The organism is Lentzea sp. NPDC054927, from assembly GCF_053610285.1.
In genome coordinates, this window is the sequence record NZ_JBSGXZ010000001.1 from 193333 (window position 1) to 207480 (window position 14148).

The following is a 14148-nucleotide window of genomic DNA, read 5'->3' on the forward strand; positions in this document are numbered from 1 at the left end:
ATCCTAAGGGGTTTCTTGATGCGTCAGAACAGCCGTCGCACGCTATCCCAGCGCTTCGCCCACGCAGTGCTGGCCGGCGCCACACTCCTCGCGACCATCGGCACGGTACAACCCGCCGCCGCAGGACAGCGGGCCGTCGCAACACAGCCAGCCTCTGCGGCCGCAGCTGCCGACGCCGCCGCCATCGCCTCGGTCGACCTGGCCGGGACGTGGAGTTTCACGCCGGCGGGTCGAGGGGCGACCTCGATCACCGTGCCCGGCGGCGGCTGGTACAAGCAGGGCTTCACCGACGTGAACGAGGCGGTGTACTCGCGCAACATCACTGTGCCTGACTCGGGTCAGCCGCAGTCGACGTGGATCGAGTTCGGGGCGGTCAACCACCAGGCGACGCTGTCGGTCGACGGCCGGGTGGTGGCGACGCAGACCACGGCGTTCACGCCGTCGAATTTCGACATCAGCGCCTACGCGGCCCCCGGTAGCACCCACACGATCAGCGTCGCCGTGAAGGGCCGCGGCGCGTTGAAGGCATCCAACGGCCGGTACCTGGTGCCCGACGCCGCCGACTGGTCCGAGGCGATACCGCAGGGGATCTTCCGGTCCGCGTTCCTGCGGGTGTACCCGGCGGTGTACGTCAGCGACACATTCGTGCGTACGTCGGTGGCGAACAAGACGTTGAGCTACGACGTGTCGGTGCGCAACACGTCGGGCAGTTCCCGGTCGGTGACGTTGACCGGGTCGCTGTCGTCCAACAACGGAACGGCTTTCAGCTACCCGGAACTGCCCAGCCGTACGGTCACCGTGGCGGCCCACTCGACCGTGACCGTGACCGTCGGGCCGGTCGCGTGGAACCTCGACAGCACCTCGTACTGGTGGCCCAACGTGCCGTACCGGTCGGGGTACCGGGCGCAGCTGCACCGGCTGGCGGTGCATACCGTCGCCGATGACGGGCACACCAGCGACGCCACGTACCGGTTCGGGTTCCGGGAGGCCACCCAGAACGGTGACTACTACTACCTCAACGGCGTGCGCGTGAACTTCCGTGGCGACAACCTCCAGGGTGCCGACTACGACCGGGTCAACAACGGCGGCAAGGGCGACGCCTACGACACCCTGCCCGGCTTCCTGCCCCCGTCGCCCGGCAACGGCGGCTGGCCGCAGGCGGTGGACAACTACCAGCGGCTGAACTTCAACGTGGTGCGCATCCACCAGGAGCCCGCGAGCCCGTACATGTTGGACGTCGCCGACGAGATGGGCCTGATGATCATCGGCGAGACCGCGATTCGCGGCTCCTCCGGCAAGCAGGATTGGATCGCCGGGCACGACAACATGGTCAACCACGCCCGTGCGCTGGTCTTGCGCGACCGCAACCACCCCGCTGTCATCCGCTGGAGTCAGGCCAACGAGCCGAATCAGAGCGGCCAGGACTCCGAACAGTTCGAGAAGGACCTGTACGCGGCGATGAACGGCGCCGATGGCACCCGGCCGGTCATCGTCGAGGTGGGCGTCGACGGGAATCTCAACGGGTATCCCGGGATGACCTACGCCAACTTCGCGGTGATCCCGCACTACGTCGACGGCTTCGGCAGGTACGGGGAGGGCCTGAAAACCGTGAACGGGCGGCCCGACGGCGAGGGCGAGTACATCTGGCCGGCATGCAACACCAAGCAGGGCTTCGAGTGGTTCGCCACGGCAACCCTGGCCAAGCGCGGCAAGAACGCCAGCGACCTGCGTCCGTACACGCTGCTGTCCGCCTGGGCCAGCGTCGTGCCCGGAGTGCGGACCACCGACTTCGTCCCGGAGGAGGGCGGTCGCCCTGTCTACGGCGCGGACAACCTCCCGGACCCCTGGAGCAACCCGCAGTTCCAGCGCGTGCAGGCGGCGTTCAACCCGGTGGCCGCGGTCGACCTCCCCTACTGGTCGGCCTCCGGCGCCTCGGACGCGAACGGCACCTTCCCTCTGCCGCAGGCCGTGCCCAGCTACGCCCGGAACGCCACGGTCACCCGCAACATCACCATCTTCAACGACGACTTCGCCGACACTTCGGTGGGCTTCACCTGGACGGCGCGGCTCGACGCGCCGGACGGGGCGGCCGTCGCGTCCGGCAGCACGACCCTGACCGTCCCGCTCGGCTCGCGGGTCACCCAGCCGGTGTCCTTCACCACCCCGGCCACCGGCAACCGCGTGTACCTGCAGCTGTCGACCACGAAGTCCGGCAAGCCCGTCTTCACCGACGCGGTGGAGTACTTCAACCTCGGCGGAGCCGGAGGCGGACCCGCACCGGGCAACTACCGCATCGTCAATCGCAACAGCGGCAAGCCGCTCGCTGTCGCGGGCAACTCCACCGCGGACGGTGCCAAGGTGGTCCAGCAGAGTGGCACCGGCACCTGGACCGTCGCCACGGCTCCTGACGGCTCCTACACCCTCCGGTACGTCGCGAGTGGAAAGGTGCTCGACGTCAACGGCAGCAGCAGCACCGCCGGGCTGCAACTACAGCAGTGGACGGCCAACGGCGGCACCAACCAGATGTGGTACCTGCGGTCCACCGGCGACGGCTACTACACCATCGTTAGCCACGACAGCGGACTGGTGGCGGACGTCTACGGGGCGGCGACCAGCGACGGGGCGCAGGTCGTGCAGTGGGCCGCCAACGGCGGGGCCAACCAGCAGTGGCAACTGAACCGGGCCTGACCGGACGACCCGGTTCTCGCCTGCTGCCGCGGCGTCGACCGCTACCCCTGGCTGCTCGGCCCTGCGGCCAGGGGCTGTGGCCGGGGTGGCGTACCTGAGCTTGGCGCCGGGTGCCCGGCGTGGTCACGGTGCCGGGGACGCAGCGGTGTCTGCCGGCCGGATCGATGAGGATCTGCTGCTCGTGGCTGGTCGCGCTGTCAGCGGGTCCCGACTCGTGGACAGCGCCGGCTGCCTGCGGTGCCGATCGCGAACGATTCGCATCACGTTCTTCCGAACGGCATCACCTACAGCGAGACAGGACAACACCTGTCCATCCCAGTCGGATCTGCTCGATTCCTGACCCCCGATAACGTTCACTTATCGGGGGTCAGATTTTTCCTGCCCAATTGGGTAGCGTTGCGTTGGTTAACGTTATTGCACACGTAATTCTGCTACGATATCGCCGTGGAGACGAGCTGTAACTTCCCCGGCTGCGAGCGCCCCGTTTTTCGAGGTGGCGGCCCCGGCAGGCCCTCGGAGTACTGCGACCTGCCCGAGCACACGCGCTGGCGAGCGTGGAGGGAGCGGCAGCGGCTGGCTGAGGCCCCCGAGCAAAACCTGGAGGTCGTCACCGTGACGAATCTCCGCAGGGTCTCCGGTACCGCCAAGATCAGAGCCGAAGAGCTCCTCGACCGCTTCCGGGTGCTGTCCGAGCAGATGACGCAGACCCTCGGGCGGGCGGTCGGCGAGCTGAACGCGATGGCGGACCCGAGTGTCGCCGAAAGCCAGATCCAGGCCGCCGAGGCCGAAGCCGCGCGGCGGGTCGCGGAGGCCCAGTCGGAGTTGGCGGCCGCGGAGCGGCGGCGGCACGACGCGGAACAGGCGCGCAAGGCGGCCGAGGAGACGACCGAGCAGGCTGTCCGGTCCGCGGAGGAGGCGGACGAGGCCGTGGACGCCGCGTTCACCGAGCGGGACGAGGCCCTGGAGGCCGCGCGGGTGGCCGGCGAGCGGGCTGAGGCGGAGATCGTCGAGGTCAGGGTGCAGGCGGCGGCCGTGATCGAGGAGATCCGGGCCGAGGCGGACGAGAAGGTGCGCCAGGCAGTGGAGGCGGCGGACCAGGCGCGGGCCGATGCGGTGAAACACGCAGAGCAGGCACGGCGGCAGGCGGCGAAGGAGATCGAACAGGCGCGCGTCGAGGCTGCACACGAGATCGAGCAGGCCCAGGCCCTGGCCGCGCAGGAGATTGAGCAGGCTCGCGTCGAGACCGCTGCCGCCGCCCAGGCCCGTGCTGAGGCGGCAGCCCATGTCGAGCAGTCTCGTACGGACGCCGCCGCCCGGATCGAAACCGCACGTCAGGAAGCCGCCGAGACCGTCAGCCGCGCCGCGAAGGCCCGCGACCAGGCCGTGGTGCGGGCGGAACGAGCCGAGCAGGCCGCCGCGGACGCCCGTGCGGAGCTCGAACGGTCCCGCGGCGAGCTCGACTCGCGGCTCGGGCAGGTCAGGCAGGAAGGTGCCGAGCAGGTGGCGGCGGTGCGGCAGACCCTGGCCGCGGTGGAGGACGCGCGGGCGCAGTTGCTGGCGCGAGCCGAACGGGCGGAGCGGCAGCTCGACGAGACGGCGGCGGAGTTGCGGGCGTTGCGCCGTTAGTGCGAGAGGGCTTGTCCGGGGCCGAACGGTTCAGCACCATTGGACTGAACGGCGTACAGGAGGTCTGCGGTGGGTGCTCATCTTCCCGGACGTGCGTTGCTGGGGCTGCAGGCGCTCGCGGGAAACCGGGCGGTGCAACGGGCCGTCGCGGAGGGCAAGTTCAACATCGTCGGCGAGGACCACGACAAGACCGATCGGCGGGAGACGTTCGAACGGGACTTCGCCAAGGCCAAGGGGCTGGAGTACTGGCGGGAGAACGAGTTCGAGCACGACGGCAAGCCCGGTGACCCACCGCAGCTCATCATCCTGCAGAAGGTGTCGTTTCTCGGTGACCACGCCACGGTCTCGCGCGCCTGGCTCGCGGAGATCACGCGGTCGCTGAGCGACCCGGCGGCCGACGCCACCGCGCTGCGGGCGAGCCTCGGCGCGCTGCTCGATGCGTTGCCGTCGGTGCCCATCGCCATGTCGCTGTACAAGGTCACCCAGCGAAAAGGCATGCCGGCGGTCGCCAAGGACTGCCTGCCGTTGGTGAGACTGACGAACGGTGTGCACGCCCTGCGGCCGAGGCTGATGGTGGGCGCCGGGTTGGCGGAGGCGTTGCGCGAGGTGGACGGCAAGCTGGCCGAACTGATCAGCGGGGCCGAGGACATCATCCGGGACACCGCCTACGGCTCCGACCTGCTGCCCGAAGGTCATGACGCGTGGAGACCGGTGGTCGCGGAGATCTCGTCGCAACGCTCGGGCCACATGCTCCACCGTGCCAACAAGGCGGCCGCGGCCGGCGTCAAGGGCATCTGGAAGGTCGGGGACGACCACATCACGGAGATGGGCGAGATCGATTTGGAGCCCGGCCGCGACGTCGAGCTCACCGGCCGCAAGGAGTTCAGCGGGCAGTTCAAGGAGTGGCGGCGGCAGTCCGTATCCTGATCGGCGATGGACGAGCTGAAGGGCGACTGCGCCAACTGTTTCGGGTTGTGCTGCGTCGCGCTGCCGTTCGCGAAGTCGGCGGATTTCGCGGCCACCAAGGACGCCGGTACGCCGTGCCGCAACCTGCTGGCCGATCACCGGTGCGGCATCCACGACCAGTTGCGGCAGAAGGGCTATTCCGGCTGCACGGTCTACGACTGCTTCGGCGCGGGTCAGCGCGTGTCGCAGACGGTGTTCGCTGGCAACGACTGGCGCACCGGCGAGCGGCAGAAGATGTTCGACGTCTTCCCCGTCGTGCGGCAGCTGCACGAACTGCTCTGGTATCTCGCCGAGGCCCGCCGGCTCGACCCGCACGACGACCTCGACGCCGCCTACATCGAGGTAGAGGCGCACACGGTCGCCGGTCCGGACGACATCCTGGGGCTCGACGTCGCGGAGATCCGCGCGAAGGTGAACGTCCTGCTGCTGCGCACCAGCGAACGGCTGCGGACCAGCGCGAAGTCGTACCGGGGCGCGGACCTGATCGGCGCACGGCTGCGGAACAAGAACCTCGGCAGCGCCGACTTCCGCGGCGCCTACCTGATCGGTGCGGACCTCACCAACTCCGATCTGTCGCGGGCGGACATGATCGGTGCCGACCTGCGCGGCGCGGACCTCGCCGGCGCGGACCTGAGCACCTGCCTGTTCCTCACTCAACCGCAGGTCAACGCCGCGCGCGGCAACGCGGCGACGAAGCTCCCGGCCACGCTGACCCGCCCCTCGCACTGGACCGCGACGGCCAGACGCCGCTGAGCGAGTGTCAGGGCGGTGTCAGCACCCGCTGCCAGAGTGCCGATCATGAAGAAGGCATTGCTGATCATCGCCGCGGCTTTGGCGACCCTGCTCGCGCCGGGTGTCGCGCAGGCAGAGACGCCGCCGGGTTGCGTGACGGCCCAGCAGATCGGGTCGACCGCGTATGTGAAGTTCCCCGGCGGCCAGACCGCCGCCTCGGTGAAGCAGTTCGCGGGCTGTGGCAAGAACTGGGGTTACGTCTTCGTGTGGGCGGACTGGGCCGCGAAGTACGACCAGTTCCACGTCACCGTCGCGGTCACGACCGACGACGGCAAGAACCACGGCAAGGTGATCGGCCGCCTCGACCAGCGCGAGGTGTGGTCGAACGCCACGAGCACGATCAACCAGTGCACGCGCGCGCTCGGCGTCGTGTCGCTCGGTGAGGACGGCTGGAGCGCCTACTCGAGCAGGCGCTGCTGATTGGTCCGGTTGGCGGGCGCCGGCGCGGCTGCGGCGTGAGTCCAGCGGGCTGACCAGCTCGAACGATTTGACTGAAATTTCAGTCAGGAATACTGTGGCGTCATGAACAGGCGCACCTTCGTGCAGTCGGCGGCAGCTGCCATGAGCGGTCTGCTCGCCGGCTGCACGGACGACACCGGTGGCAGGACATGGCTGATGCCCGAGGAGGGTGAGCCCCACGCGCGGACGTGGATGGCGTTCGTGGCCGACGAGCGGATCTGGGGCCGTGACCTCGCGCCGCAGGTCCAGCGGGATCTGGCGAGGATCGCGACCACGATCGGCCGGTTCGAGCCGGTGTCGATGCTGGTGCGGGCCGAGGATCTGGAACTGGCCCGGTCGCTGACCGGGTCCGGTGTGGAGCTGGTGCCCGCGGAGCTCGACGACCTGTGGATGCGGGACACCGGGCCGGTGTTCGTGCGCGGTGCGGCGGTGGACTTCAACTTCAACGGCTGGGGCGGCAAGCAGGAGCATCGCCGGGACGCGAAGGTCGCCGGGTTCGTGGCCGGACGCGCGGGCGTGGAGCGGGTGCGGACGGATCTGGTGCTCGAGGGTGGTGCGCTGGAGGTCGACGGCGAGGGCACGGCGATCATCACCGAGAGCTGCGTGCTCAACGGCAACCGCAATCGGGGCTGGCGGAAGTCCGATGTCGAGCAGGAGCTGGGACGGCTGCTCGGGATCCGGAAGGTGATCTGGCTGCCGGGCATCGCCGGGAAGGACATCACCGACGGGCACACGGACTTCTACGCCCGGTTCGCCGGTCCCGGTGTGGTGGTGGCGGGGCTGGACAACGATCCCGAGTCGTTCGACCACGATGTGACGCGCCGCCACCTGGAGATTCTCCGGGCCGCGACGGACGCCGACGGCCGGCCGTTGCGGGTCGAGGTGCTCGAAGCGCCGTCGGCCGTGCGGGTGTCGGATCCCGACTTCGCCGGCGGGTACGTCAACTTCTACGTGTGCAACGGTGCGGTGATCGGGCCGGAGTTCGGTGACGTTCGTGCGGACGCGGCGGCGAAGTCGACGTTGGAACGGCTGTTCCCCGGCCGTACGGTGGTGCAGATCAACATCGACGGCATCGCGTCGGGTGGTGGCGGCATCCACTGCACGACCCAACAGGAACCAGGCCAACAGCAACCCAGGTGAGGACGGACGTGTCGGAGCGCAGGACCCAGATGCTCGAGGCCGCGGTGCGCGTGATCGCGCAGGACGGTGTGCGCGGGTTGCGCGTCGAGAAGCTCGCGGCCGAGGCCGGGGTGTCCACGGCGTTGATCTACTACCACTTCAAGGACCGCGCCGGGATTCTGCGGGCCGCGCTGGAGCACGTGAACGACCGTGCGCGGACCTACACGTCCGGCGCTGTGTCGGACGATCCGCGGGAGCAGCTTGAGCAGATGCTGTTGGGCGAGCTGCAGGACACCGGGCACGTGCGGGAGACCAGCGTGGCGTGGGGTGAGCTGCGGGCGAGTGCGGCGTTCCACGAGGAGCTGCGCTCGACGTTGCTGGCCGCCACCGACGCCTGGAACGCCGACGTCGAAACCCTTGTCCGCCAAGCGAATCCGGACGTGGACGCGGCAGCGGCCGCGGAGCGTCTCACCGCGCTGGTCGAGGGTGTGAGCGAGCGCTGGCACAGCGGCTCGCTGACGTTGCAACGGGCGCGTGAGCTGCTGTCCGGCGCGATCGGCCGTGAGCTCGGCTAGACCGACAGGCGCTGCTGGGCCACCGCGCGAGCGAAGCCCTCGACGTTGTCGATCATGATGTTGTGGCCGGTGTTCGGCACGGAGATGACCTGCACACCCGCCGCGGTGAGCTCGCGGGCGCCACGCGGCGGTGCTTCCTCGGGGTGCAGGAAGACGCGCGGGATCTCCAGTTCCAGCAACAGCTTCCGCATGGTCGGCGAGGTGCCGCGGACCAGGTCGACAGCGCTGCGGTAGAGGGCTTCACGGCCCGCCATGCGCATGGTGGCGGCCCAGTGCGGCCCGACGTCGCGCAGCACGCGGTCGAAGCCGTGGGACAGGAAGTCGGCCTCACCGTAGGCGGCGATCCCGCGGCTGCCGGGCGCGCCGAGCGAGGGCGAGGCGGGGTCGACGTGCGGGTCGACCAGAACGAGCGAGCGCACCATCTCGGGATGCCGCGCGGCGAGCACGATGGCCACGGCGCCGCCCATGCTGTGCCCGATGATCTCGCTGCGCCGCAGGCCGATCTTGGCCAGCGCCACCGCCAGCGCGTCGGCGTGCCCCTCCAGCGAGTAGGCGAACCCGGTCGGGCGGTCGCTGATGCCGAACCCGAGCATGTCCATCATGAGGCTGCGGCGACCGGCCAGCAGCGGATGCGCCACCGCCTCGGCGTAGTAGGGCGCCGACGACGCGCCAAGGCCGTGCAAGTACACGCGGGCGGGCGCGGCACCCGGCACTTCCACCCAGCGGATCCGGACCCCAGGTCTGATCTCGACGGCGCGCATGTCTCTCCCCGCGTGGTAATTCGGATGCCGGACCCTACCCCGCGCTCAGGTCAACTGAGAGTGGTTTTGAGAGCCGATTCTCATCAGTCGATCAGCCGCGCCGCGAGCACCGCGAACAACAGCGTCACTGCCGTGAAGACGAAGGTGTAGCCGAATCCTATGGCGGCGTGCAGCGGCCGTGATCGCGCTCCCTCGCACAGCTGCAACTGCCAGTACGCGGCACCCAGGCCGAAGATCAGCCACGGCACCACGATCAGCACGTTGGTTGGGCCGCCGAGGATCGCGCTGACCACGAACGGAGTGGCCGCAGTCAGTGTTCCGGTGCCGGCGGCGATCGCCCACGGCCTGGTCGTGGGTTCGCCGGAGATTCGGATGGCCGCCGCGGCTGTCGCGGTGGCGAGCAGGGCGGCGGCGATCAGGAGGCCGAGCAGCCACACGCGTTCGTCGGCGCTGGCGGTGACCGGGATCAGAGCGACCGCGATGAGCAGCACGACGGCGGTAGGTGTCAGCGGCAGCACCCAGGCGTGGCGGAGGGTCACCCGCGTGATGGTCGTCCACCTGGGCGTTGATCGGGAGAGGCCGAACGGTGTCACTCGGGCCGTTCGTGGCCCGCGTCTAGGCTCGGTCGATGGTCGAAGCCATGTCCTGGGCGCCTGGCACCTTCGTCAGCAGGCTCGACGCCGGAACCCGCCAGGAACTCATGTCTTTGGGCAGACGGCTCGAGTTTCCCGCGGGAACGGTGCTGCTGCGTCAAGGAGCGCTCCAGACCACAGTGCTGGTGCTGACGACGGCCCGGTCGAGCGAGCTCGCCTGCGTGAAGATCGTGATGACCGCGGAGGACGGGCACGAGAGCCTGCTGGGCATTCGCACGAGCGGCGATCTGATCGGAGACATGGCGGCGCTGTCCGAGGAACCGCGTACGGCGACCGCGTTGGCGTGCAAGCCGACCGCGGTGCAGAAACTCAGCCGCGACGAGTTCATCGCTTTCCTCGAGCGCAGGCCGCACGCCGAGGCTGGGATCAGGAGGATGCTGGTTGATCGGTTGTCGCAGGCTGACCAGCAACGGCAGGACTACATCCGGTACGACGGGCCCACGAGGCTGGCCCGCATGATCGTCGAGCTCGCCGACCGCTTCGGACACGGAACCGAGCACGGGCTCGCCGTCGGTGTGGACCTGTCGCAACGGGAGTGGGGGCAGCTCATCGGCGCCAGGGAGGACTCGGTGCGCAGAGCGATGCGGCAGCTGCGCGACCTGAAGCTGATCATCAACGGGTACTGCGACATGACGGTGGTGGACGTGGCGGGACTGCGCCGCTTCGCTCACCTGAAAGAGTGACGGCAGAAGCGGGATTTTTCCCGGTTGAGCAAAGGTCGTGAACGCCAGACTGCGGCCCATGAACGACAGGTTCACCCGGCAGCTGTGCTTCGCGGTCGACGTCGAGGGTTACAGCAGGGGCAATGACGCCCAGCAGTCCGAAGTACAGCGAGAACTCAGCGATCTCCTGGAGCAGGCCGCACAGGAGACAGGCCTGCACCGCGAGTCGTGGTCCAAGGACCAGCGCGGCGACGAGGAGCTCGCACTCATCCCGGTCACCGAGCCCGAGAACAGGGTGATCGACGCGTTCGTCCGCAAGCTCGCCTCTTTGCTCTTCCAGCGCAACCTGACGCGGGGTGCGGAGGACTGGCTGCGGCTGCGCGTCGCCTTCGCCCACGGTCCTGTCGGCCTTTCTCCGATGGGGTACTCGGGCCAAGCGGTGGTCAGGGTCAAGCGCCTGCTCAACTCCGCACTCGCCCGGCAAGCTCTCGCCCACGCCCCCGAGGCCCAACTCGTCCTGGTCCTCGCCCACGACGTGTATTCCGATCTCGTCGTCGCCGGTCTGACCTCGCTGGAGCCGTCGCGGTTCGCGAGGGCGGTTGTCACGGAGAAGACCTTCTCGGAAGACGCCTGGTTCTGGTTGCCCGGCGTCGAGACGGAGAAGCTGCGACACGCCCTCACCTCTCCTGTGGCCGAGCCGCGGACGCCGGCGGATCGCGGGCTGACCGCGGTGTTGTCCGCAGCCCACGAGATCAGGGAAACCGTGTCGATCCGCTACGAACGCGGTGTGGACGTCCTGCACACGCTGGACGTCTTCCGGCAGATCGTCGAACTCGTCGACGTCCACTCACCGGTCACCGCGTACGGCAGCACGGCCCAGGTCGCCCTCGCGTACGTGCTCGCGGAACTCGCGGTGATCCACAACCACCAGGCACAGGCGGATCCGGCGGCGGAGTTCGGCAGTGCCGCACAGCTGCGGCGCGACATGGACCTGCTGGTCGACTCGATGTCCGGGGTCGACGCGAAGGACTTCGAAGCGATCCGGCGGCTGATCGGCCAGATCAGCCTGGTCGAGCCCGAGAAGCTCAAGCAGGTCGCGGGGATGAACGCCACCCCCACCGCCCAGTGCTTCAGCCTGCTGTGGGGCTTGGCCCGGCTCGCGCAATTGCTGGACAACCCGGGCCTGGTCGACGCCGAACTGCCGTCCGACGTCGTGCAACGCAAGAACGTTCTCGAGGTGCGGCACGGCCGCTCCGACGGCTGCGTGCGCATCGACCTCGCGGTGACCGAACGCATCGGCTACCGAATCACCGCCGACGCGCACCACATGGTCCGCCGGTACTTCGCCGAACTCGAGGACGCCTGGCGTCGATCGCACCTGATCCCACCCACCATCAGCTTCGAGCTCGACACCCCGAACTGGCGCGACCGCAGCCTTCAGGTGCACGAGGTGCGGGTCGATCCCCGCCCGATCACCCGGCTGCTGATGGGCCGTGCCCTGTACGGGGACAGGCCGCACGTGTGGCTGCGAGAGCTGGTGCAGAACAGCATCGACGCGGTCGAGCTCGGGGGGCGGCGGGATCGCGACTACGTGCCGCGGGTGGAGGTGGAGTTCGAAGATCCGCATCACGTGACGATCCGTGACAACGGGATCGGCATGACCTATCAGCAGGTGCTGACGCAGCTGTCCGTGCTGGGGCGGTCGGGGTGGCGCGACACGTCGGTGGCGGAGGGCGCTGATGCCAGTGCGTTCTTCGGGCGGTTCGGGATCGGGTTCGCTTCGGTGTTCAGCGTCGCCTCGTCGCTCGAGGTGTACACGCGCACCGCCGACATGTTGCCCTCGCATGGCATCGCGATTCGTTTCTCGGGCGCGGACAAGCCGTTCTACACGGAGTTCGCCCATTGTGCGGTCGGCACGGAAATTCGCATCACACTCACGAATGCGATGACACTCAAAGAGTTCCGAGAAGCGATGACAGATCTCTTCGCTTATCTCCCTCCGTACGTCGTGGTCACCCCCGACGTGCGCGTCCCGTCGTCGTTGTCGACCTTTTCTGTACTCGCCAACGACGTCGAGTACTGCGCCGGCTGGTCGATAGTGGAAGGCACAGAAAGGCTCCGACTCGGCGCCTACGAGATCGACTGCAAGATCGAGATCCTGCACGACCCGAGGCCGCACAAAGGGCAGGGCAAGTACGTGAAGAAGCCTGAACACAAGATTCTGGGTTTCGTCTCCATCACGTACTGCGTCGACGGAATTCGAATTGCCAAGCGCAGTTACACCAACTACGACCTGGATCTGGAGGGATGCTATGTGACGGTCAACTTCAGGCGCGAAAAGGCGCCAGTGGCAGCCTCACGAAACGAGCTCGACATCGACATGGACCTCAGAAAGGAGTTGTACAAGATCATCCACTGTCAGGTCGCCTCGCTTCTTCCCGACCTGATGAGAAAGGTTCGAATGAGCTGCATAACCGACCAGGACCAGCGCAGAGCGATTTTGTCGACCTTCGACAACCTCTTTCCCAGGAGCCGTTGGAGCGACAGTCCACGACTCGTCAAGGGCTACTATCAGTCGAGCGAAGTACTGGAGTCGGCGGCAGTGCTGGTATATCGCACGCAATGTCCAGTCCTCACCGTTTCCAGTGCGGGGGAGGAAACTCATGCGCTGCTGGGCGACGTCAATCCCGACCGATGCCGCACGGTGGTACTCGAGTTGCTGACAAAACACGCGGTCTTTCCTGCTTTTGTGCGCACAACTGGATTGAACAGCTGGCTGGTCGCGAGCTCACGACGTGAGCTGTCGTTGATCGAGCAGGCTTGGCCGAACGAGGACCCTGTGCGGGTGGTCGACGAGGCTGCCCAGCTCTACGAAGACTTCCAGACAGTCCTCCCAGAGATTCGGGATGGGCAGCTTTGGTGGTTGCTGCGTGGGGACTACGGCCTGTCCGAGGGGTCGGTGTTCGGCGACGCGCTGAGCCTTCCGCTGCCCGGTCGCAGACGCGGTGTCAGCCGCGAGGTCGGCCTTGCTCGCCGGCGCCACGAGGTCGGCGCCACCGAGCGACCCAGGATGATGCTCAACCGCGACCACGCCCTCCTGGTCGCGCTCGAGAAAACGCTGTCCGACGCGGACGACGTCGAGTGCTCAACCATCCAGGGGTGGCTCGATCGACTCTGCAAGGACGTACTGGAGGAGAAGTCGGCGCGAGTGGCGAACGTCGTTCTGCGGCAATTGCTCGACGACCTGGCGGCGATCACCGGCGTGACCTTCAGCCGGTGGGAGGTCAAAGACCTCAGGGTGTCCTGAGCGGCTCGATGCCCAGTGCGGCGCTCGCGGCGGTCACCGTCGCGGCGCGCAGTTCGTCGAAGGGTGCGTCCGGGAACTGCATGGTGCAGTCCTGCATGCCGCCGAACGCCAGCACGGCGCGGGCCTGTTGTTCCAGGGTCGGGGTGGGGCCGTAGACGAGGTGGGTGAGGCGGGCGCGCCAGGCGAGTACTACGTCGATCAGGCCCAGTTCGGCGAGGGTGGTCAGTTCGGAGAGCAGCAGGAGCATGTCGGCGCGGTGGCGGTGGTGAAAGTCGAAGAAGCCCTCGATGAGTTCGAGGGGTGGCACGTCCTCGCGTTCTTCCATGCGGGCGAGGAAGGTTTCGCCGTCGTCGAGCAGGGGGGTGACGATGCTGCGGATCAGGTCGTCGCGTGAGGCGAAGTGGTAGTAGAGCGCGGGTTTGGTGATGCCGAGGCGGTCGGCGATCTCCTGCAGGCTGGTCTGTTGCACGCCCTTGGTGGCGAACAGCTCCCTGGCGGTCTGCTGGATCCGCTGCTTGGTGTTGGAGGCCACGCGCCGAA

At 68.1% G+C, this 14148-nt stretch carries 12 protein-coding genes; 9 read left to right on the forward strand and 3 right to left on the reverse strand.

Features of this window, described 5'->3' with window-relative positions; all coding sequences use genetic code 11:
* Positions 1 to 18 precede the first annotated feature (18 nt).
* The 7 genes from ACWGE0_RS00960 (at position 19) to ACWGE0_RS00990 (ending at position 8225) form a co-directional block, all read left to right on the forward strand.
* On the forward strand, positions 19 to 2688 hold the full coding sequence (locus ACWGE0_RS00960) for an RICIN domain-containing protein (protein WP_452258815.1): 2670 nt from the start codon (positions 19 to 21) through the stop codon (positions 2686 to 2688).
* A gap of 444 nt (positions 2689 to 3132) precedes the next feature.
* A complete protein-coding gene (locus tag ACWGE0_RS00965; protein ID WP_452258816.1) occupies positions 3133 to 4314 on the forward strand; it encodes a hypothetical protein in 1182 nt (393 codons plus the stop codon).
* Between the two features lie 69 nt (positions 4315 to 4383).
* Entirely contained in the window at positions 4384 to 5241 is an 858-nt protein-coding gene (locus ACWGE0_RS00970) for a hypothetical protein (protein WP_452258817.1), read from the forward strand.
* 6 nt (positions 5242 to 5247) lie between these two features.
* Positions 5248 to 6033 (forward strand): pentapeptide repeat-containing protein, encoded by a 786-nt coding sequence (locus ACWGE0_RS00975; protein ID WP_452258818.1) that lies wholly within the window; start codon positions 5248 to 5250, stop codon positions 6031 to 6033.
* A 45-nt stretch (positions 6034 to 6078) separates the two neighbouring features.
* Positions 6079 to 6492 carry a hypothetical protein gene (locus ACWGE0_RS00980; protein ID WP_452258819.1) on the forward strand — a complete coding sequence of 138 codons (414 nt, stop codon included), beginning with the start codon at positions 6079 to 6081 and terminating at the stop codon, positions 6490 to 6492.
* A 102-nt stretch (positions 6493 to 6594) separates the two neighbouring features.
* The gene (locus ACWGE0_RS00985) at positions 6595 to 7671 is read left to right on the forward strand and encodes an agmatine deiminase family protein (RefSeq protein WP_452258820.1); all 1077 of its coding nucleotides are present in this window, start codon (positions 6595 to 6597) and stop codon (positions 7669 to 7671) included.
* Between the two features lie 8 nt (positions 7672 to 7679).
* Positions 7680 to 8225 carry a TetR/AcrR family transcriptional regulator gene (locus ACWGE0_RS00990; protein WP_452258821.1) on the forward strand — a complete coding sequence of 182 codons (546 nt, stop codon included), beginning with the start codon at positions 7680 to 7682 and terminating at the stop codon, positions 8223 to 8225.
* Here ACWGE0_RS00990 and ACWGE0_RS00995 read toward each other — a convergent pair.
* Both ACWGE0_RS00995 and ACWGE0_RS01000 read right to left on the reverse strand, forming a co-directional pair.
* Positions 8222 to 8986: an alpha/beta fold hydrolase gene (locus tag ACWGE0_RS00995; protein WP_452258822.1), complete on the reverse strand. Its 765-nt coding sequence runs from the start codon at positions 8984 to 8986 to the stop codon at positions 8222 to 8224. The two genes, ACWGE0_RS00990 and ACWGE0_RS00995, sit on opposite strands and share 4 nt — an antisense overlap.
* 83 nt (positions 8987 to 9069) lie before the next feature.
* Positions 9070 to 9525, reverse strand: coding sequence for a hypothetical protein (locus ACWGE0_RS01000; protein ID WP_452258823.1), 456 nt, complete (start codon positions 9523 to 9525; stop codon positions 9070 to 9072).
* Positions 9526 to 9614: 89 nt separating this feature from the next.
* Here ACWGE0_RS01000 and ACWGE0_RS01005 point away from each other — a divergent pair, with 89 nt between their 5' ends.
* Together ACWGE0_RS01005 and ACWGE0_RS01010 are read left to right on the forward strand one after the other, a co-directional pair.
* Positions 9615 to 10322 carry a Crp/Fnr family transcriptional regulator gene (locus ACWGE0_RS01005; protein WP_452258824.1) on the forward strand — a complete coding sequence of 236 codons (708 nt, stop codon included), beginning with the start codon at positions 9615 to 9617 and terminating at the stop codon, positions 10320 to 10322.
* A 58-nt stretch (positions 10323 to 10380) separates the two neighbouring features.
* Positions 10381 to 13608: an ATP-binding protein gene (locus ACWGE0_RS01010; RefSeq protein ID WP_452258825.1), complete on the forward strand. Its 3228-nt coding sequence runs from the start codon at positions 10381 to 10383 to the stop codon at positions 13606 to 13608.
* Here the strand turns inward: ACWGE0_RS01010 and ACWGE0_RS01015 are convergent.
* Positions 13595 to 14140: a TetR/AcrR family transcriptional regulator gene (locus ACWGE0_RS01015; protein WP_452258826.1), complete on the reverse strand. Its 546-nt coding sequence runs from the start codon at positions 14138 to 14140 to the stop codon at positions 13595 to 13597. The genes ACWGE0_RS01010 and ACWGE0_RS01015 overlap by 14 nt on opposite strands.
* Positions 14141 to 14148 lie beyond the last annotated feature (8 nt).